The following is an 18,590-nucleotide window of genomic DNA, read 5'->3' as shown; positions in this document are numbered from 1 at the left end:
GCTACTCCTTATAAGTGACAACCACTCCCGCATAATCAGTCATATTCATCGTTCCTACTGACGGATCTGCTCTAAGCCTTAACTCTATGGTATTCGTTGTATTTGCCGAAAGAACTACAGCCCACTTGGGTGTTGAAAATGACCCAATTAGGCCGCCGAACGCTATCGTTTTAATCACAGAGCCATTTAGAATGAAGTCGGCATACCCAGTAGTTCCAGCCAAAACCTCACCCCAAACAACGGTTCTATCATATGTTGCTGCAGGTATTGCTATTGAGTAAGCAGTAATCGTGGCAGCCGAAGTTTGAGTTGTTTCGTACGCGTAAGTTTTTACGACGTCACCGATTAGGTTATCTACATAAACTTGCCCTTTAAATACTCCCGAGTCAAAATAGACGTCGCCAGATTTTTCAATCCTCCACCCAATAAAGTCCCCGCCGTTCCAATCCCAGTCGTCAGATTGCAGAGTGTCAGTGATTTTGGCGAAATTAATTGTTGCATCACCAATGATCGCGGCGTTCAAAATCGCAGTATCATTGACTGTATCGAAAATAAACGGCGCATGGATTTCGCCATCAATGGTATTGAGAAAACCAACCGTGTCGGCCATAACAAGAAATTCAGAACGCGTTTGCCCATCGGCGCCAATTGACGCACCAAGACCAATACCAGCCTGAACTACTTTCCCATCAGCTCTTACCTCTGTTTTTACCTGCCAGTTTGCGTTTAGAGCGCCGTCGATATCAGCAAATGCTTGTGACGTTTGTTGGATTAGCGCTTCATTGTCATCAACTACAGATTGCAGCGTTGTGATCTCCTGAGACAGAGCGCTGTCACCATCGGCTCGCGCTGTGGCTTCCGTTTGAATCGCGGCAGTATTTCCGTCAACAGTAGACGCAAGCGTTGTGATCTCCTGAGACAGAGCGCTGTCACCATCGGCTCGCGCTGTGGCTTCGGTCTGGATAGCGGCAGTATTTCCGTCAGCTACAGAGGCTACCGTGTCAATTTGACTTGCTAAGGCTGAGTCAGCGCTAGTTCTCTCTTGGATTTCTGTGGATATTTGAGTATTTACCCCATCGATATCTAAGTTTATGGCAGCAACCGAATCGAACAGATCTGAAACGTCAATTTCAATTCCATCAATAGTATCAGTCAAGCTTTGAGCTAACTCGCTTTCACTAATCTGCCCTTGTAAGTAATCAAGGATATCAGATGCGCTTTCTGATGACTTGCCGTAGGTTCCCGCACCGGTAGATAGTGGCATCCACTCGCCAGCGAGCCCGTTCTTATCAATCAACCGCGCCCAAAACCACATTTCAGTTCCATACCCTAGGCCATTCACGGTAAATGTTGTTGCCGGGTAAGCTGCGAATGTCAGAGGATAGCTGGCCGAAAAATCATTGTTCAGACTAGCGCGAATCTCAATTTGGCTGATAATGTTTGCCGTGTCTGGATAAGACCATTCCAGCGTAATTGCCATGACTTGGCCAGTAGCGGACAGCGTTGTTACCGCCGGCGGCGCGCCGACAATACCATCAAGCTGAGTTGCTGATGAGTATGCCCACAACGATGGCACATCGAGAGAGTTAATCGCGCGAACCCTTACAATGTACTCACCGGCAAAGATGTCGCTCAATTGAATTGTGCGCGTACCAGTGCGAGTAACTGACACCCAATCACCGTTGTCACGCTTCCATTGCACGTCATACTGAACTGCATACTCAGGAGCATCCCAAGTAATCTCTGCATTCTGGCGCGTGGTGCCTTGCTTGAATGTGTTGAATTGTGCGATCTGGATGTTGGTTGGCGCATTTTGCGTTCTTGGCGGTACGACGGATACCGGCAGCGGGTCGATCCTCACGCCATTATCAATCGCCGCAAACTTTCCGGGGTGATGGAATACGCAGTTAACGTCATATTGAATGCCACCAGATTCAGACACGGAAATAACGCGAGCTTGTTGCGTCACCAAGTCATCGGCGTCTATCGACCAAACCGACTGTTTTGACGGTTCAGAAGAGAAATCCGAATCAACGGTTATTTTTCTCCCATCAATGCCAGAAACAAGCTTTGACTCATTGGCGCCGGAAGGAAGGTTGACGTTAATCGTGTCGCCAATCTTGGCAGGATGCTCCCGATCGGTGACGATGAAGTTTGCACCGGATTGGCTAATTCGCCCTCCGATCTGCCTGCCAGCGCGGTTTCTGTCGGCAATTTTAATGATAGAGCCCGGCTGTGGGATAATCCCATCCAGACCGACACTAAATGCTACGGTGCCAGTTTCCATTCTCGATGTATAGAGAAGATAAAGCCCTATGCGCTGCGCTTGGCCGCGTGACGTGCAACCAAAAGCGATGACTTCCGTTTTACGGATTCCATACCTGGCGATCCCGTCTGAATCTTCAACAACTTCAACTTTTGACTTGTAGAAGTTCGATGGGTCATTCCACGATACAAGCGCAACCGTTTTTCGCGTCTTTAAATCCGAACCGGCATATTCGAATTTGCCGTCAATGACGTTGGCGTTTGTGTAGTTGTAAACCGGATCGCTCGGCATATCAGCCACTGGGACTACTTGACCATCAGACCAGTAAGCCATGCCGCGGAATATACTGGACAAGTCGTTCAGCACGCGAAGCGCATCTTGCGCCGACTGAATGTAGCAGTTGCAGACAAATCTTGGCTCTAAACCGCCCTGTCCATCATCGACCATCTGATCGCAATAGGCTCCAATTTGATATAGAGCATAGCGGTTTGGAACTGTTATGGAAATATACTCGCCCAATCCGTAAAGATTATTGGTAAGCATGTCGTAAAAAACCCAAGCTGGGTTATTGCTGTACGCACTTTTGAATGTGCCATCCCACACACCGGAATAGGTGCGCGTCTCAGGGTCGTAATTTGAAGGCACGCGAATAATACGGCCCTTCCAGTGATACGCCCTGGTCGGAATGCTTTGAAATTGCTCCGCATCAATCTTTACACCGATCAGCGCTGTCATCGGGTGTCGAAACTTTCCGTCGATGACTTCTGCATACGAATCAAGGTAGATGGCGTCCTGTATTGTGGTGCTGGTTGATTCTGCCGTGATTCTTCGTACTCTAACCGTCCAGTATGAATTTCCAGAAGGGAGTTCAATGCGGTGAGTTCGCGTGTACCCGTTCACCGTCTTACCGTTAAAGCTGGTAGTAATCACGTTTTCAAACGCACCGCCACCGCTTGAAATGTCGATGGCGTATTCAACCTTGTATCCAACGCGGTCGCCAGCGTTGTCGCCAGAGTCATACGTTTTCAGCAACTGAGGCACGTTGATACTGACTCGAACTGCAGAAAGCTCAGAGCCGTTGATCTGCTGCGTCCACGGCGTTGACGTGGTGATCTCTGTTCCAACAGATGTCACGCTGACAGATGCGGGAAATCCTGCGATGTGCTCTTGGTCAATTGTGCCTACTCGGTAATCTGACTCAACGCTCTGAAAGTTCAGTGACCCATCTTCGTTTTGGATTGGTGTTCCATCGAGATAGATATCACGAAGTGGCTGACTTGGATGTGCAGGGCCGTAAACTTCACCATTGGAAATAACATCGAGAATAGCCGCGTAAGAAATATTGTGCAGGCTGTCTGGCGTTTCAACTGGCGTGCGGGAGCTTCCGCCAGACTTACCGCCACCGCCAGATCCGAATACCTTAAAGCCGCCTTTTCTTGGTTCTGTTTTTATCATTGCTGACTCTCTGAATACATGTCGCCAGAAACAGTTACCGATCCAGTAATTAGCTCGCCATATAGCACCGGGATGGGGTTACCTTGCGCTGTGACGTTGACTGGGCCGTTGAAGTTGTATGAAGCGCCGTTGTCTGCTGATTCTGTGCCTGTGTTTCCGTCAGGCACTTTGACCATGTACTGCACTGCACCGCCGACCGCAAGAGCCAAGCCCGGCGCAAATAGTGGCGGATACCAAATTGATGCAACCATAAGCGCAACACCGGCGATGACTTGAATGCCGCGGCCTGAGCCGGAAATAATCGGGGCAATCCTAATATCTTGACCACCGGCAGGCGCATCCAAGCAGTCTTCGGTGATATTTTCTTTCCCAATGAATACGGCGTAATCAACGCCATGATCTCGACTCTCCATCATCTCTTGCTTGAATCCGGGGATCATTGAAGATAAAGCGGCTACAGCTTCAGCAGGAGAGTTGCACACAAACCGGTGAACACGTCCAAACTTCGCACCGAGTTTTCCATAAAGGCGCACTGTTCTAGGTGTTTCATTTTGCATCTTTGTACCTCACTATCATTCTTGTGACGTCCTGCCAATAGCCAGAATAAACCACCCTTTCTGATAATCTAGGCATCGGATGGTGAAGCATAGCGTTTGGTACTTGATGAAGGTCAGATTGCGTATTCAATGTGCAATCGCCGATATACACGCCGCCATGATTTGTCTTTTCGCTGCGATACTGCATCAGTATTACGTCGCCAAATTTAGGCTGGCCAGTAACTTGGTAAAAGCCAGCCTTCCCAAAGTTTTCAAGATAAAGCTCTGGTGATGGCTCTTTCTGCCACCAGAAGTCATCACGCTCAAAATCAGGAATGTCGATACCCATCTCGCGCTTGTAAAAATCACGGATTAGGCCGTAGCAATCCAGCGAACCATGGAAAAACTCGCGACCAACGAGCGGCGCTTCATAGCCAGATGGCTCAAATGAATGCCATTGAGTTACGCTTGGGCGTTCTTCGGCAGCATCCCGGCTAACCGACACGATATGCCATGGTAGTTGCGTTTGCTCACAACTGACCTTGTCTGCCTCAGATGGATGCGCATCGCGATCAATATGCGAATGAACGATGGATAAAATCTGGCCTAAATCTGACGCGTTGGCGTAGTCTTCTGCCGAGAGTCTGAAATCAAGATTGTTTTCAGCAACGTTTCGGCACGGTATGTATTTTTGCTTTCCGCCGATCGCAACAATTACCCCGCAACATTCACGGGGATAATCGGCAATAGCATGCTTCTCGATAGCGTTCTTGATGTGCTTTCGCATTAGCTTAACCTGTCAGCAGATGGGAATGACCCGTAAGAAAGAGGTGAGTTTTCACCAAAGCGCTTCTTGCAATCCGAAACGCGACCGCCGCACTTATCAAGCGATGGATCGGCGACTGGGTTGCCGTCTTTGTCAAAGTAGTTCGTGCCGGTATATCCGCACCCGGCGCCGCGGTATCCGCCGTAACCAGCCGAGTCCATCACAAGCCAGCCGCATACGTTGGCAATCACCTGCCTGCGAGGCAATTGAACACCATCGAGCGACATCGGGGAGGCAAGAACAAACGATACAGCTTCTGGCGTCTCTCGCTCTTTCTGGCTAACTATCCACGTCTCAACTGGGAAATGCTCATCAGGGTCAGCGGTTGGATTCACGCCGCCAAAGTTCTCAGCATCGAGGTATTTCGCAAACGTCCGGTGACGAATAAGTTTCGCACCAACCAGATCATCAAATGCCAAGCACAGCGCTGTGACAACGCCTGTCACCTTGTTACCGACTCCATCCTCGCCAATGTTGCCAACGGATAAAGAGGGGTTTGGTTGCTGAGTATCACCGGTGCGCTCAAATCCTGACGATTCAATAGCCCATGGGTAATAGGCGCTACCCTGCCAATAGATGATCGAATGGTCATAATTGTGAAAACGCTGGATATCGCCACCAAGTTCGGTCATATCCAATTCATAAAGCGTAATGAGATTTCCCGGCACAAGTTTTTGAACGTCTTCTAGAATCATGGCTCAAACCTCTGATTGAATGTGCAATCCAGCGACCAAATCCCCGTTGAGCGACCGTTGTGTGAAATGTTGCTTTTACTGTAACCGGGGCATGTCCAGAGAAGCATCTCTCCGTCATAGTCTTTCGGCGTCCAGTGGAACGGAATAAATCCGCCATGCTGGTCGATAAAGTCCATGATCGCCTTTATCTTGCTGTAGTCGCCTTTGAATTGAAGAGAATATGAATCTGACTTGGTGTTGATGCCATCGCCTACTTCTTGCAAATACCCGTCACCAAATTGCGCAGACAAGACGCGAAAAGAAGAAGACCCCGAGATTTCAATCAGCGGGGCCCATTCAAATATTTGTGGCATAGTCGAATCATCCGTTCTGTTTGTACTGCCAAAGAGCGCCACCTTGGCGCATTGACTGTGATTGCAGTTGCTTGAACTTGGCATCGACGAACTGGCCGATCTCTTTGCCGAATTGTGCCATCATCGAACCGCCGTCCGTGGAAACTGACCCGTCGCTTGAAATGTTGACCTGAATGACGGTGCCGCCACTTCCAGAGGCATCCTTATTGCTCACGACTTCGCCACGCGTGTTCGGCAACATATACTGCTGGCCATTCGCCGCGTTGAACACTTCCGGCGCCCCGTTCTCGTTAATTCGGTACATGTCGTTGGCTTGAACTGCGCCGCCATACAAGCGCCCACCAGCAATCGCCGTACCTGCGATAACACCAGCTGAGGCGTAACCCATAGCCCTGATTGCATTTGATGTTGCCGCAGCACTCATCCCCATAATCCCGGCGTCGTGAGCCAAAACCTGAGCTGCCGCTAATTCAGCTGACACAATTGCCTGAGCAACTGCGAACGCCTTATTTACAGCAAACATGGCTTTGTAACCGCTTGACTGTTCGTCCATTGAGGCAAGCATGTTTGACGTAAGTGACTGCATGCCGCTAAACAACTGGCTGTAAATATTTAACTGGGCGTTTGTCGCGTTACGCTGCTCTTTGACTTGGTCATCTAGCGCCTTTTTCTTCTCGTCAGCAATTTCCTGATCGATAGCTTTGATTGCATCGGCGTGTGCTTGTGCGTCGCCGATCTCAAGCTCTTGGTACATCTGAATCAGGTTGCGCTCTCGGTCAAGCCTCTCAAGCGCGGTTTCTTCGTCGTATGTGCTCGTTATGGTTCGGCTAAACCCAGTTGCTTCGGTATCCGCATTTGTTGAGAAATCTTCATCACCAAAATTCTTGATGAAATCCTTTGACGCTTTTTTGGAATCCCTTTCTGCTGCGGCTCTGTCTCTTTTTGACTTGGCTAATGCCTTTTCAGATTCGGCCTCTTTGGCATTGGCAATCATCTTGTTGTAAGAGGTCTCCATAGACTTGATCGTTTCTGGAGTCGCTCCTTCTTCTGTTGCTTTTTTGATCGCAATGGCTTTTTCAAGTTCTAGTTGCTTAGAGCGGAGTGATTCTGACTGCACGGCGAGGCGTTGAGATGCCTCAGTCCATTTGTCGATAGACTTTACATTGCTATCAAGCTCAAGGGCGTTTGACTCAAGCTGTTTTGTCATGTCCTCGATGCGCATTTTCCCTTCTTGCACGGCAGTGACATATTTGTTTGTTGTTGAAATTAACGCTTGCCCTGCTTCTGAATTGCTCAGCCCAGCAGCTTGCGCTTCATTAAGTGATTTAGAGTAAGCGTCAACGCTTTCTGGCGAGAAGTTAGCATTTACCATGTCCATGGCAGACTTTTTGACATTGTATGCGAGCTTTGCGAAGCCGTCAGAATACTGGCCGAATGTGTTCTTAATGTCAGACCCATACACATTGGCGCCGACACCAAATGCGTCATTGATCGCATCAGTAATGCCTTTACCTGAGATGCTGATTGCTCGCTCTTGCTCTGCGATTAGGTTGGCAAGCTGAATCCTTGCCAGTTTTTCAGATGCATTGGCCAGTATTTGAATGCTCTGAGAGTAGCCGTCAACTCCGGTTGCAGATAGCGTCATAGCTGCACGCACACCTTCCGTGGCATCCTCAAGCAGCTTCATCGCATCTTTGCTTTCAAATAGGTTTGGCAGCAGCATCCCAGCCAAAGAAGCGCCAATACCAACCACGGCACCTAATAGCGGCGCGCCAAGGACGAAGCCTAAGTCGGCAGATTGTTGTGAAAGCGCAAGCATGACGTCTTGCCCGCCTTGAATCTGCCCGATTAGTTGCTGGAATTGGATACCAGCCTGACCAGCTCCGCGCCCCATGCCTGCAAGGCCAGCTCTTACGCCTGTAGCTGTTTTTGAAAGCTGAATGTGTCGCTGATTTAGCGAGTCGGTCATGGCCATCAGCTTTTGCATTTTTGCGGTCGCTTCCGCATTCACATTGCCAAATTGATCGATGACAACGCCAGCCTTTGATACGCTATTGCCCGCTTCAATCAAGGACTTTGTATATTGCCTTGCCTGAAGATCAGTCTTAGCCATAGATGTTTGCATTTGTTCAAGTGAGTCTTTCATCTCAGTCGCAGAGTCGATCGCCTTTTGTGTTTTTGCGTCAACTGTGTAGTAGACCGTACCTGCATCAATTGCCATGACCCCTCCGGGCAATAAAAAAACCCCGCCGAAGCAGGGTTTGTTAATCGTTAGTTCTAGTTAGAACGAGAATCCCATTCCTACAACCCACGTTCCGACTTTTACATCGTTGAATTCTGAATACTCATACGAACCATCGATGGCAAAATATTCGTTCACATTGATCTGTAGCCCGCCACCATAAGAAAATGACGTATCAGAATCTTTGGCTGAGCCAAGATATGACACTGATGCTTCTGCTTCTCCCTTTGCTCCACCAGCCATCAGATAAACGCTAAAGTACTTGTTAGCTCTGAACGTTGGGCCGACCATAAATGACATATAGTCAAGCGACGCGCCAATGTTGACGCCGCTATAGGTTCCGCTCTTGTTGTAATCGGTTTTTGTGTGCGAAATAATGAAACCGTACTCTTCATTAAACTCCATGCGATATTTTACGTTGAAGCCGCCAGTATCATCATCAAGCTCATACCCAAGGCATTCAACGCTTGAATGCGCATAGCCGGCAGATACAGTTTGCTTGAATTCTTCAGCATTTACAGAGAGGCTAGCCAATGCAGCAACAAGCACCGCAAATTTTGATATCGTTTTCATTTATTTTCCCATGCTCAAATTTATATGCATAAAGGCTAACATCAAGAATTAACAGAGAGAAGAGTAATTAATTTGATTTATGACCGCGCTTACGTTGGATTTTCTCAAACCAATCCATCGTTGCGTCGTGTTGTTCTTTGGTCGGAGCTTTCGCTCCCGGCTTGTTGCTTTCCGGCTCAGGAAACTTGGCACGCATCGCGCCAATCAGACTGGTCATTGTCATATTCCACGCCTCTCTTTCTGAGACGCCGAGGTGCGCCATCGCCAGGTTAACGTGAACATCAGACTTAAACTCACTGGTGTATGTACTTTGATCTTCCTCTTCCCGCCTTATCGGCTCCTGTGCGCCTGTAATCCCGTGTGCCAAAAGAGAGCGAGCAATCGCCAGAATATCGCTCATCGCGGCGGATTTTTTGACGTATTTACGCTTTTCATTCAGGTATCCAAAAACATCTGACAAGTCATCATCAGTGCAACAGTTAACGACGGCAAGCGCCTCTCTGAATTGCTTCCATCGCATTTTTTTGTCTGAAAATTCTGACATCACCAATGCGTACGAATCGATAATCTCTCTCGGCGAACCAATCTGAGACATTGCATATAGTGACGGTCTTAGAATGAACGTTTGACCTTTGTAATGAACACCAATTTCGCCGATCTGTGTCAGTATCACTTAATACCTTCCTGTCTGCTTTGGTTGATTAAAGCCCCTTTCGGGGCTTCAGTTGAGATTAGGCGACGGTAACTGCCACCGTGTCAGTGATTAGCGTATCGACTGGCGACTTGACAGTGATGGTCGCCGATCCAGAACCGATTGCAGTAACTACGCCGTTTTGAGTTACGGTGGCGATCAGAGGGTCATCAGTTTCGTAAATCACACTTTGTGGCGCACTGGTAGGGGAAACCACCGCAGCAAGACCCGCCGTCTCACCAACAGCCAGAGATAGTGTTTCTGGGTAAGCAGCAACTGAAACCGGATCTGACGCGTCTACGTCTGGCGTATCTTCAACCATCAAGCCGAAGTCAGAAGCAGTTGCAGCCGCTTCCAAGCTGAATGTAACTACGTCGTCGTATGGCGCCGATCGGTTCATCGTTGAAAACAGCATGAAACAGGTGAACGTTAGATCAGGGAATGTCATGCGCATCCAAGCAACCGGTTGACCGCCTGTTGCGTCTGGCTTTGCAACGTGTTTAGTGATCTCAATTAGGTTAGCCGAATTTGCCCCCGACGCCTTACACACGCCGTCACCTGAAATGGTCAAGGTTTGGAATGTTGCCAAGTTTTCACGCAGCGCGCCAACAGAGTCTGAGTCTGTGGCGTCTGTGTTGTCCCAAGAAAGGTTAAATTCTTTGGTTCGCAGCGAGCCAAAAACTTTCCAGTCGGCAGAAGCCGGAACTGCGTCGCCACAAGCAATCGCATATTCAAGCACTACGTCGCGGCCAACGTATTTCGTTTTATTACAAGCCATTTATGGCCTCCTAGTAGATGATTTGAAAATCGACAGAGACCCAAGCCCTGTTTTCTTCGGTGTACCCCGGCCCGTCGGTTCAGTGATTGCTCTTATAGATGCGGCACCGCACGGCGGGTCGGAATTAATCGACATATCAATGATGCTTTCAATGTCTGCAAGCAGCTTGCTGGCTTGATTTCTTTCGCCCCGATGGCCGAGAAGCATGATTTTGAATCGTGGCCTGCGAATATCCATGTCAACACCAGCGCCACCCATGCCAAAGATGCAGCAAACAAAGCCGAGAGATTCGGTTTCAACCCAAGCGCCCTGTGAGTACTGGTAGTCAGTTCCGAGCAGCGCCTCAATCCAAGCCTTTAGATCGTTAAACACGGTATACCCTCTTCAATATCGCCGGTATTTTTGGTTGCAGTTGCTGGAACCCTTTTGTCAGCCATTGCGGTTCAGCATCCGGATCCCAGTAATTTCCCTGTAGCGTTCCGCCACCAAACTGAACCCCTTCACGGGTTACGCCAAAGTGAGCGCGTGGCAGGCCTTTCAACTTGCCCGGCATTTCGTGAACCCAACCGGCGTATTTGACCGTATACCCGATGTAACCAATCATTCCGCCAGCTTGCCTTTCAAATTGCGGCGCGTACTGGCTGTTAATTAGCGTACTGGTATCAACTGGCACCATCGTTTGAGCAATTGCACCGCCTTCGCTAAGAATGGCGTATATCGCCGCCTCAGTGCGCTCATCTTCAATCGTGCCGATGATTCTCTGATAGCCAGCCTTTACGGCGTCAATGCCTTTTATCGTCATAACTCAGTCCGGATAGTAATCGAGCGGTCCCTCGTAAATCTCAAGCCTAGCAGCGAGATACTGGGATGCATCGAAGGATTCAAGTTCAAGGAGGATATAAAGCTCAGGCTCATAGATGTGGTTACCGCCCATTGGTTGGATTGGAATTCCTTTCCCTTGATTCTGAATGTTTGTGATGGCGTTGATGTTTGCCGTGATCTTGTTTGTTTCGATAGCAAGATTTGCAACCGGCGTGACAAAGGTTATTTGCGCGCCAGAATACAACTCGGTTTCTGGCTGCTCACCAAATCCAGCAGAATGAAAGTTGTACCATTTATCCGGCGTTCCAAGGGTTACGTCAGACGCCTGAATCTTATAGGCGCGACCGATTAGCCCGCCTCCGGTTGCACCGAGTTCTCGCGCTTTCAGATCGATGTATTGAGATCCGACTTTGATAATCGAGTAAAACTTATCGCCTGCGCTGGTGGCCTGAACAATTCGCGACGCTTCCCACTCAAGCTTTTTCTTTTTGTTTACCTCTGGGTAAAACTGCGCAATGACCGCACCCTGACCCGTTTTCATTTTCTCGAAAACGTCGCCGCTTTGTTCATCTGGCAGAAGGCCGGCAATTACTCCAATCTGAACAACGCCAGAAACAGAGCGTGCCCAAAGAGTGTCGCCAGTGTTTAAGTGGTATCGCTGCTTCTCGATAGGATAAAGCGGATCGCCTTTCTCATCTGGCGCAGGCTTTGAATCTGCGACGATAAACTCAACAGTATTCGACTTGCTTCGGTTGACGAAAGAGCCGTGCTGGCCAGAGTTAACCTGCCGGTATTCGTAACCAACAAGATTGACAATTAGCGTCATAGATTCACCTGAAATACGGTCTGACCGCCCTGCTCTGGAAATACTGCGACCGACTTGACGCCTTTTAGCGTTCGTCCATGCTGATCATGCACCTTGTAAACGCCACCCGGCTGCAAGATGGCTGTCAGTTCGATTTCGGTGTCGGGAATAACGTCTGGCTCATCGAGTATCTGTTTAAGATTTCTGATAAGCGGAGAGCGCGGATCTTCGTCGTGCTCATCGAGAAGCCTGTTCATAGCCTCTTCAATAACGTGTTTTGCATTCATTACGTCACCACCTTGTAATCTGGCGTCTCACCAAAAAAGCTCATATCCCACTCTGTGACATCTCTGATTTCTTCAAAGTTGTCTTTGCCATTCAGCTTGATGAGGTCTAAGTGTTTTGGCCGAGCATCTTCGGTGTAGATGATGTTTTTAGTCACAAACTCAGCGCCATTGCTGTCTCGCATCTGTTCGGACTTTGCTTCCCAAGTACACGCTATTTCGTATTCATCGCCATAGATTGACTGCTGCGTCCACTGGTCAAAGCTGACAAGAGGCCGAACAATCGCTGTGTTGGTGTATGACCAATTGGCAGTGTTTGACATTAGTGACAGCCCCCTTTGCCAACCCATAGCCCACCAAATGAACTTACCGTAGGATCCGATGGGATTAAATCAACAGCGCACCCGCTTTTGTCCAAAGACCGAAGGAGGTTTAATTGCCCTTTCCAACGGTCTGCGAAGTTCTTGTACTTGAACGAGCGTGACGCTCCGCTTGGTGCCGTTTGGCTAGATAGCATCTGGTCTGATTGCGCATACGCAAGCAGTGAGATGAGGTAGCATTGAATAAGCAAAGCGGTATTCACGGTGTAATTTGCATCAAGGCAATCTTGGATAGAGTTTGCCTGTTCAACCCATGCATCAATAATGAAATCCGGTGTTGAATCGGTATCGATGCCTTGGGACTTTAAATACTGCTTTGCTTGTTCTGATGTGATCATGATGACCTCAATAAAAAGCCCCACCGGAGTGGGGCAATAGTCGTTATGGCAGAAGTTTCACCAAGTCTTCAAGTGATGCTCGTCCGTCAAACTCGATGCCGAGTTCTTCAAGCTTTGCCTTTACTTGTTTCTTGTCTGAAGTATCAATGTTGACCTTTTCAGATGTTGCACCTGTCGTTGCTGGTGTCAACTGCGCAGCCAACTCTTCGGGCAATGGTTTAACGTTAGCTTTCAGCGCAGGGTGAAGTTTGGCGAATTCAACGACATCGCCTTTTTTTACGCCTACCCATGGGATTTCAACGATGTATTTCATTGCCTATCCCCTTAGCCCATGTCCGCGCCATAGACAACACCTGAACGGCCTGCGTTGTCTTTCTTCACCTGCATACCCATAGCGCCCATAATCTGGAAGTTATAGTTGCTGTTTGGCATTGGGCGAGGAAGCGGAGTAATGCCGGTTGTCATGCCGATCAGCGGAGTCACCGTCGATTGCTTGCGCTCATAGCCCAAGAACTCGTTACCGCTCATTGCATAGGTAGGACGAAACTCTCGAATCTTGCTGCGAGAAAGGATTTCTTGCATCACTGTACCCATGCGGACGCCGCTAACAATATATGGGCGACCAAGGCGAGCAAAAAGCTCATTTGATACCCATACCACATCATATACGCTTACGTAGTTTGCTGTAGCATTGGTAAAGAAAGCGCCCTCAGTGAAGAAAGAGATGAGCTCTGCATCAGTTGCATTAACAAGGTCAATATTTGCTCCTGACGCGCCAAGGTTGATCTTCTTGGTGTTGCGGTGATTGCGAAGACCTTGGCCAGCCTTGCTATCAACTTTAACGCCTTCTGCGCCGTCAAGCGCATAGCTGACCAACTTCTCGTTGTACACCTTGAGTTTTGCAGCCTGAGAATCAAGCACCAAATCAAGGCCAACTGAGCTTAGGCCAGCAGCGTGACGCCAGTTAACACCGAAACCAGCAAGGAACACTGGCACCGGGTCGCCGTCAGAATCGTAATCGGTGTGATCGAAACTGAATGGCGCCTGACCGTCGATAGTGATTGAAACGTCATCCGCGATGTTGCCAACGATGTTGTATGACTTCACGGTTTTCCCGATCGGCAGTGTGGTTTGGATTGCAAGCAAATCCATCAGCATTTCCATGCCGATAGTTTCTTCACGAGACTGAACGACCATGCGGTCAACTTCTTGCCAGAACTCACGGGCGTAACCGGCCGCAGCGTTAGCTTGAAGCATTTCAGGTGTCATGTGCGCTTGGTTGGCTGCGATCATGGATCGCATATTGGCGCTCATCATGTTTCGAGTCGCCCACAGGTCATCCCAGTGACCTTGAACGTTGCGGTTAGCCGCTAGTGTTTCACGAGTAAAAAACATTTACCTTCTCCTGTTATGCGGTAACGGCAACGCCGCTGCGGAAACGAACACGGATGATGTCGTCGGCTGTCAGGGTAACTTCGTCCTGAGAGTAGCCAATAATGACGTCCGTACCTTCAACGCCGATCGCGCCTTTGCCAGATGTACCAAGCTTGATCGGCGTGTCTTTCTTGTACGCGCCTGCAGGGCATAGCAAGCCGAGTTCGCGGCCTTCTTCTACGTACTCACCGACACCTGAATCACCGGATGGGATTTCATCGGCAACACCCAAACCTTGATGCGCAGCCGGATGCATCAGATAAATTCGACCAGACAGAACCGATGCAACAGCAAAGGCATCGTTAGAGTCGATAGTTGCGAGAGTGCCAGGAAGCGTGTTAGCAGCAACCAAGCGCGTTTCTGTGACGGACTTTCCGTCTAGGTTAATACGACGATAGCGCATTGTTCACCACCCCTTTTTATTGTGGAAAGTATTCGTCGGCCTTAGGAGCGCCGGTTTCTGGTTGCTCTGTTGCCGCATTGGTGCCAAGCGGCGCAGCAGAACCACATTTCTTGAACATTTCGTCAAGAGCATCACCTTGCAGTGAGTTGGCGACAACTTCACCGAACTGCTTTGAGACAGCGTCACGCTTGCGCGCTTCTTCTGCGTCGTGGTTGGCAGTCAGAACCTTAAGTTGCTTTTCGGTGTTGGCCTGTAGAGCGTCGATCTTGTCGTTAACTGGTTTCAGAGCTTCTGCAACATTCGCCGCCAATCCCTTGCCAATTTCGCTGATCAGCTCTTGTTTCTCTTCTGTGGTCAAAGGCATGTCGCCCTCCTGTTGGTTTGTTGCAGGTTTTTCCTGCGGATTGAATAAGCCTTTTACTTTGTTGGCGACGACACTTACCCACGATTCAGTTCGCTGGACGTCAGTGCCTTCGTCGTCAAAAATAATCTTCCCGCTTTCGGATTTGTATCCGTAAACTTTCGCCTTGCCGCCGTTGGTGATGACAATCGCCTGAGAGCTTGTGAAGTCTGCCACCCATGCGTATTCATCATTGCCCGGTGCAAATTTATCTTTGGCCGCTTTCTCTAATCGACGCTCAAGTTCTCGAAAGCTTTCACCGACGAGCACACCAGAGTTTGCAGATAGCTTTAGTGATTTCGCCTTGTCTGCGTTGACCATTAAGCCAACGCCTTGCTCCGGTGTTGCTGCGCCAACTTCATTCAGAAGAATTGCGTCATGATCAACTGCCTTGATGTCTGCGACCCACTCGGCACCGGCTTGCTTCTGTTCTTCATTTGGCTCAAGTTGTTCAAGGAAAACGGCGATACTGGTGTGAATCGGTGGAACATCATCGCCGCGCTCAATGGCTTCGACGCGCTCAATAAGCTCTTTGCCTTTTTCGCTTTGATTGGCGACTTCAATATCCACCCACTTTTCGACATAGACGCGGTTGCCGGACTTCTTCACGTTTCGGTTCCACGCGCCGACGTGGCCTTGATTGATGCCTTCTGCGCTAAATGCAGAAATGAAAGCGCCATCAAGTGTCGGGTGTCCAAGCGGGGCAAGCGTACCTTCAAGGCCTTGGTAGTGCTTGTCGATTTGCTCTGCCGTGTATAAGCCGCCATTCATGATCACGTTTGCAGGAAGTGTGTAACTCGGCAGTACCCAGTGTTCACGATTGTTGTATGTCTCTCGACGGATTGATTGACTGTTAACGCGAGTGGTTACATTCACTTGAATGCATGACTCACGATTGACCGCGAGTGATGAGTTAACGACAAGTGAAACTTTTGACTTTTTCATTTCATCCCCTAACTGCATCAGTGGCAGCATGAATATTTTTTATTGGTTGCGAATTTTGATTTCTTCAGCATCTTCTCTGCTCGGTCAATGATGCTCTCATTGATTGGGTTGCCTTCATCGTCAACCAGAACCGCAACTTGGCTGCACTTACAGTTAATCGAGTTTGACCCCATTGCGTACCAATCCCTCACTTCATCAACAGTGAATAGTTTCGCGTGCCGCTGCGCATGAGTTATTCGCGTCGTCGGTGACAGGGCTGATAAATGTAATTGCATGGTCGTCAGTCCAAACCGCTCTTGCGCGCTTTCAGATTCATCCCACCTTGCCCGTCGCAACGCAGTGGTAATTTCAGTCCGAGCGATACGATTTGCCCGATACTCTTCAAGTCCCGCTCTGACTTTCAGCGCCCTAGCAACTTCTGATGGGTTCAGGCCTCTCGCGATGCCGTCAGTTAAAACTCTGGCCATGTCGGCTTTAACCGTTGCCGACAGACCTTTCATCTCTTCGAATACGCGAGACTTAACCAAACCGATGCGAAGCCGGTAAGGATCTGAATTAATCAGCTCTCTCAGGCTCTCTACTTCTGCTGCGTAAGCTGGTGATTGAGCGGATAGGTTGGCGAATTCCTGACCGGTTCCGCGCTGGTAAGCTACTGACACGTACTTTTCATAGAGCCAAGGTGATTGCTGACCGCCTTCAAGGAGAATCTCATCAATCAACAAGTTGCCTTGCGACAAGATGTAGTTGAGAGTTGCTTCATCGAGTTCGTATGTGTACCTAGCATTAACCGAAAGCTGAGGGTTTAGCCTCTGAATTAACGCTGGGTACTCCCTACCTATTCTCGATAGCTTTTCCTTGTAACGAAGCATTGCGCCACGCTCTAGCCGATCGACTCCAGTCGGGTCTTCGATATTACGCGGAAGTATCGGCCCCTTCGGTTTCGTTGCCATTGTCTAACTCCGGGTCGGTATCTGGCAAAGCGCCGGTATCTTCCATCGACTCAAACCCAGCAGCGTTTCTGATTTCGTCATCGCCGAAAATTGGCGCGCCGCTTGATGTTGACTTGTCGTTGATTTCAGTCATGACTTTTGCGTTTGCCAGCTTGTCACTCTGCGTCGCCTCATTCAGATCGTCCCAAATAACTGAGAAGTCACTAATCTGCTTGATTGATCCCATGCCAATGAGCTTATCCACCAGCCCTTCAATTTCGCTACTCAGATCCATTTCTCTGCGCGACTGGCATCTTCCGTTGAAGTACTTGTTATCTTCGGTGCTTGACCGCTCTGCCTGCTGATTACCAACGATAATTCGGCTAGGGGTATCAACCGACGCCGCGAATGTTTGAAGGTTGATGTCATAAGTTGGCGTTGGGTCTGGGATGTTGGCGACAAGAGGCGTTACGGTTGCCCCCTGCGTTGTCATCAGAACATCATTGCCCTTGTTTACCTCAACAGCGACCTCATTGAATTTATCCTGAAGGTCACTAACGCTGACTCCGTACAGAGATGCGAGGTTGTTGAAGTCGATCTCTTTATCGAAGTTGACGTTTAACTGGCGCGCAGCATTCTTGAGGAATGACTCACCGGAACCGCCCTCTACCTTCTCGATATTGGTTAGTGCGTTATATCCCGGCTCAAGAAACCCGATAGCGTCGATCGTGTAATCACCGACGATAAATACACGATCCGGATGGACGTCAAACAACTGTTTTCCGCCACTGGGCAATGTGGCGGTATATGACCACATTTTTGGCTGTCCGTAATTCTCGCTGTTAATGTCGGTGTCGAACTCTTTCACCGTCAGGCAGTTTGCCCAAGCAACCGTGAACTTCTCGATACCATGGCCGCTGCTGCCTACTGGTTCACTCCACTTCTTGCTATCACGAACGTGAATCAAGATGCCAGCATATCGGCCTACAAGTCGGCGCCTGTCTGCTTCAGCGAATGCGGACCATAGTTTTTTAGTCAAAACCTTCTTGGTCTGCTTCTCCCACGTGGTCAATTTCGATGACTCGTCCTTTTCTTCGCCTTCGATAACTTCGGGGAAAGATGACCAGCACTTATTGACCAGCTTGTTTACGGCAGAGAACGCCAGACCACCGCGTCGATATGCGCCGTAAAGGTCATGAAAGTCTATGGTTTTCTTCCATCCATACTCACACCAAGCCGACGACCGCTTATGGTCCATCCCCATCGGCGCAAGCAATGCCTCACGCGCACGAGAAACCGGATTACTTTGGTAGCTATTCGCGGCAAGCATACGAGCATGATTGACTGCCATTTCTAACTTTTCGCTCATGTTTTGTATTCCGTCCGTTCAAGTACGCATCGCTTTCCACTGGGTTCATACAGTGTTTTGTTTGTG

21 protein-coding genes are annotated in these 18,590 nt (G+C 49.1%); all 21 read right to left on the bottom strand.

Annotated elements, in window-relative coordinates:
• Position 1 precedes the first annotated feature (1 nt).
• On the bottom strand, positions 2–3,721 hold the full coding sequence (locus tag ACS18Q_RS17235) for a host specificity protein J (RefSeq protein ID WP_441258083.1): 3,720 nt from the start codon (positions 3,719–3,721) through the stop codon (positions 2–4).
• Complete coding sequence (locus ACS18Q_RS17230) at positions 3,718–4,278, bottom strand: tail assembly protein (protein WP_441258082.1); 561 nt, start codon at positions 4,276–4,278, stop codon at positions 3,718–3,720. Before ACS18Q_RS17230 ends, ACS18Q_RS17235 begins: the two co-directional genes overlap by 4 nt.
• On the bottom strand, positions 4,268–5,044 hold the full coding sequence (locus ACS18Q_RS17225; RefSeq protein ID WP_441258081.1) for a Mov34/MPN/PAD-1 family protein: 777 nt from the start codon (positions 5,042–5,044) through the stop codon (positions 4,268–4,270). Before ACS18Q_RS17225 ends, ACS18Q_RS17230 begins: the two co-directional genes overlap by 11 nt.
• Positions 5,044–5,778: a phage minor tail protein L gene (locus tag ACS18Q_RS17220; RefSeq protein WP_441258080.1), complete on the bottom strand. Its 735-nt coding sequence runs from the start codon at positions 5,776–5,778 to the stop codon at positions 5,044–5,046. The genes ACS18Q_RS17225 and ACS18Q_RS17220 overlap by 1 nt, the downstream gene beginning before the upstream one ends.
• Positions 5,775–6,131 (bottom strand): phage tail protein, encoded by a 357-nt coding sequence (locus tag ACS18Q_RS17215; protein ID WP_441258079.1) that lies wholly within the window; start codon positions 6,129–6,131, stop codon positions 5,775–5,777. The genes ACS18Q_RS17220 and ACS18Q_RS17215 overlap by 4 nt, the downstream gene beginning before the upstream one ends.
• A gap of 7 nt (positions 6,132–6,138) precedes the next feature.
• Positions 6,139–8,352: a hypothetical protein gene (locus ACS18Q_RS17210; protein WP_441258078.1), complete on the bottom strand. Its 2,214-nt coding sequence runs from the start codon at positions 8,350–8,352 to the stop codon at positions 6,139–6,141.
• Between the two features lie 60 nt (positions 8,353–8,412).
• Positions 8,413–8,946: an Ail/Lom family outer membrane beta-barrel protein gene (locus tag ACS18Q_RS17205; RefSeq protein ID WP_441258077.1), complete on the bottom strand. Its 534-nt coding sequence runs from the start codon at positions 8,944–8,946 to the stop codon at positions 8,413–8,415.
• Between the two features lie 67 nt (positions 8,947–9,013).
• The gene (locus ACS18Q_RS17200) at positions 9,014–9,619 is read right to left on the bottom strand and encodes a DUF6246 family protein (RefSeq protein ID WP_441258076.1); all 606 of its coding nucleotides are present in this window, start codon (positions 9,617–9,619) and stop codon (positions 9,014–9,016) included.
• Positions 9,620–9,677: 58 nt separating this feature from the next.
• Entirely contained in the window at positions 9,678–10,415 is a 738-nt protein-coding gene (locus ACS18Q_RS17195) for a phage tail tube protein (protein WP_441258075.1), read from the bottom strand.
• A complete protein-coding gene (locus ACS18Q_RS17190) occupies positions 10,416–10,787 on the bottom strand; it encodes a hypothetical protein (RefSeq protein ID WP_441258074.1) in 372 nt (123 codons plus the stop codon).
• Positions 10,780–11,217 carry a hypothetical protein gene (locus tag ACS18Q_RS17185; RefSeq protein WP_441258073.1) on the bottom strand — a complete coding sequence of 146 codons (438 nt, stop codon included), beginning with the start codon at positions 11,215–11,217 and terminating at the stop codon, positions 10,780–10,782. Before ACS18Q_RS17185 ends, ACS18Q_RS17190 begins: the two co-directional genes overlap by 8 nt.
• A gap of 3 nt (positions 11,218–11,220) precedes the next feature.
• A complete protein-coding gene (locus ACS18Q_RS17180) occupies positions 11,221–12,063 on the bottom strand; it encodes a hypothetical protein (RefSeq protein ID WP_441258072.1) in 843 nt (280 codons plus the stop codon).
• A complete protein-coding gene (locus tag ACS18Q_RS17175) occupies positions 12,060–12,329 on the bottom strand; it encodes a hypothetical protein (RefSeq protein ID WP_254413724.1) in 270 nt (89 codons plus the stop codon). Before ACS18Q_RS17175 ends, ACS18Q_RS17180 begins: the two co-directional genes overlap by 4 nt.
• Positions 12,329–12,649 carry a hypothetical protein gene (locus ACS18Q_RS17170; RefSeq protein WP_222792902.1) on the bottom strand — a complete coding sequence of 107 codons (321 nt, stop codon included), beginning with the start codon at positions 12,647–12,649 and terminating at the stop codon, positions 12,329–12,331. Before ACS18Q_RS17170 ends, ACS18Q_RS17175 begins: the two co-directional genes overlap by 1 nt.
• The gene (locus tag ACS18Q_RS17165) at positions 12,649–13,044 is read right to left on the bottom strand and encodes a DUF7370 family protein (RefSeq protein ID WP_148497431.1); all 396 of its coding nucleotides are present in this window, start codon (positions 13,042–13,044) and stop codon (positions 12,649–12,651) included. The genes ACS18Q_RS17170 and ACS18Q_RS17165 overlap by 1 nt, the downstream gene beginning before the upstream one ends.
• A gap of 43 nt (positions 13,045–13,087) precedes the next feature.
• Positions 13,088–13,357, bottom strand: coding sequence for a hypothetical protein (locus tag ACS18Q_RS17160; RefSeq protein ID WP_441258071.1), 270 nt, complete (start codon positions 13,355–13,357; stop codon positions 13,088–13,090).
• Positions 13,358–13,368: 11 nt separating this feature from the next.
• Complete coding sequence (locus ACS18Q_RS17155) at positions 13,369–14,439, bottom strand: major capsid protein (protein ID WP_441258070.1); 1,071 nt, start codon at positions 14,437–14,439, stop codon at positions 13,369–13,371.
• Between the two features lie 13 nt (positions 14,440–14,452).
• Positions 14,453–14,881: a hypothetical protein gene (locus tag ACS18Q_RS17150; protein ID WP_441258069.1), complete on the bottom strand. Its 429-nt coding sequence runs from the start codon at positions 14,879–14,881 to the stop codon at positions 14,453–14,455.
• Between the two features lie 16 nt (positions 14,882–14,897).
• The gene (locus tag ACS18Q_RS17145) at positions 14,898–16,256 is read right to left on the bottom strand and encodes a hypothetical protein (RefSeq protein WP_441258068.1); all 1,359 of its coding nucleotides are present in this window, start codon (positions 16,254–16,256) and stop codon (positions 14,898–14,900) included.
• Positions 16,244–17,176, bottom strand: coding sequence for a phage minor head protein (locus tag ACS18Q_RS17140; protein ID WP_441258067.1), 933 nt, complete (start codon positions 17,174–17,176; stop codon positions 16,244–16,246). Before ACS18Q_RS17140 ends, ACS18Q_RS17145 begins: the two co-directional genes overlap by 13 nt.
• Positions 17,139–18,524, bottom strand: a complete 1,386-nt coding sequence (locus ACS18Q_RS17135) for an anti-CBASS protein Acb1 family protein (protein WP_441258066.1) — start codon at positions 18,522–18,524, stop codon at positions 17,139–17,141. The genes ACS18Q_RS17140 and ACS18Q_RS17135 overlap by 38 nt, the downstream gene beginning before the upstream one ends.
• Between the last annotated feature and the right edge of the window lie 66 nt (positions 18,525–18,590).

This window comes from Vibrio sp. Vf1514 (genome assembly GCF_052076135.1).
In the GTDB taxonomy this organism is placed as follows: Bacteria; Pseudomonadota; Gammaproteobacteria; order Enterobacterales; family Vibrionaceae; genus Vibrio; species Vibrio furnissii.
This window is presented reverse-complemented; position numbering and strand designations above follow the sequence as displayed.

What these genes read in the sequence shown, in the direction of transcription:
- ACS18Q_RS17235 (WP_441258083.1), bottom strand. Translation starts at nt 3,721, where the DNA reads ATGATAAAAACAGAACCAAGAAAAGGCGGCTTTAAGGTATTCGGATCT.
- ACS18Q_RS17230 (WP_441258082.1), bottom strand. Translation starts at nt 4,278, where the DNA reads ATGCAAAATGAAACACCTAGAACAGTGCGCCTTTATGGAAAACTCGGT.
- ACS18Q_RS17225 (WP_441258081.1), bottom strand. Translation starts at nt 5,044, where the DNA reads ATGCGAAAGCACATCAAGAACGCTATCGAGAAGCATGCTATTGCCGAT.
- ACS18Q_RS17220 (WP_441258080.1), bottom strand. Translation starts at nt 5,778, where the DNA reads ATGATTCTAGAAGACGTTCAAAAACTTGTGCCGGGAAATCTCATTACG.
- ACS18Q_RS17215 (WP_441258079.1), bottom strand. Translation starts at nt 6,131, where the DNA reads ATGCCACAAATATTTGAATGGGCCCCGCTGATTGAAATCTCGGGGTCT.
- ACS18Q_RS17210 (WP_441258078.1), bottom strand. Translation starts at nt 8,352, where the DNA reads ATGGCAATTGATGCAGGTACGGTCTACTACACAGTTGACGCAAAAACA.
- ACS18Q_RS17205 (WP_441258077.1), bottom strand. Translation starts at nt 8,946, where the DNA reads ATGAAAACGATATCAAAATTTGCGGTGCTTGTTGCTGCATTGGCTAGC.
- ACS18Q_RS17195 (WP_441258075.1), bottom strand. Translation starts at nt 10,415, where the DNA reads ATGGCTTGTAATAAAACGAAATACGTTGGCCGCGACGTAGTGCTTGAA.
- ACS18Q_RS17185 (WP_441258073.1), bottom strand. Translation starts at nt 11,217, where the DNA reads ATGACGATAAAAGGCATTGACGCCGTAAAGGCTGGCTATCAGAGAATC.
- ACS18Q_RS17180 (WP_441258072.1), bottom strand. Translation starts at nt 12,063, where the DNA reads ATGACGCTAATTGTCAATCTTGTTGGTTACGAATACCGGCAGGTTAAC.
- ACS18Q_RS17175 (WP_254413724.1), bottom strand. Translation starts at nt 12,329, where the DNA reads ATGAATGCAAAACACGTTATTGAAGAGGCTATGAACAGGCTTCTCGAT.
- ACS18Q_RS17170 (WP_222792902.1), bottom strand. Translation starts at nt 12,649, where the DNA reads ATGTCAAACACTGCCAATTGGTCATACACCAACACAGCGATTGTTCGG.
- ACS18Q_RS17165 (WP_148497431.1), bottom strand. Translation starts at nt 13,044, where the DNA reads ATGATCACATCAGAACAAGCAAAGCAGTATTTAAAGTCCCAAGGCATC.
- ACS18Q_RS17160 (WP_441258071.1), bottom strand. Translation starts at nt 13,357, where the DNA reads ATGAAATACATCGTTGAAATCCCATGGGTAGGCGTAAAAAAAGGCGAT.
- ACS18Q_RS17155 (WP_441258070.1), bottom strand. Translation starts at nt 14,439, where the DNA reads ATGTTTTTTACTCGTGAAACACTAGCGGCTAACCGCAACGTTCAAGGT.
- ACS18Q_RS17150 (WP_441258069.1), bottom strand. Translation starts at nt 14,881, where the DNA reads ATGCGCTATCGTCGTATTAACCTAGACGGAAAGTCCGTCACAGAAACG.
- ACS18Q_RS17145 (WP_441258068.1), bottom strand. Translation starts at nt 16,256, where the DNA reads ATGCTGCCACTGATGCAGTTAGGGGATGAAATGAAAAAGTCAAAAGTT.
- ACS18Q_RS17140 (WP_441258067.1), bottom strand. Translation starts at nt 17,176, where the DNA reads ATGGCAACGAAACCGAAGGGGCCGATACTTCCGCGTAATATCGAAGAC.
- ACS18Q_RS17135 (WP_441258066.1), bottom strand. Translation starts at nt 18,524, where the DNA reads ATGAGCGAAAAGTTAGAAATGGCAGTCAATCATGCTCGTATGCTTGCC.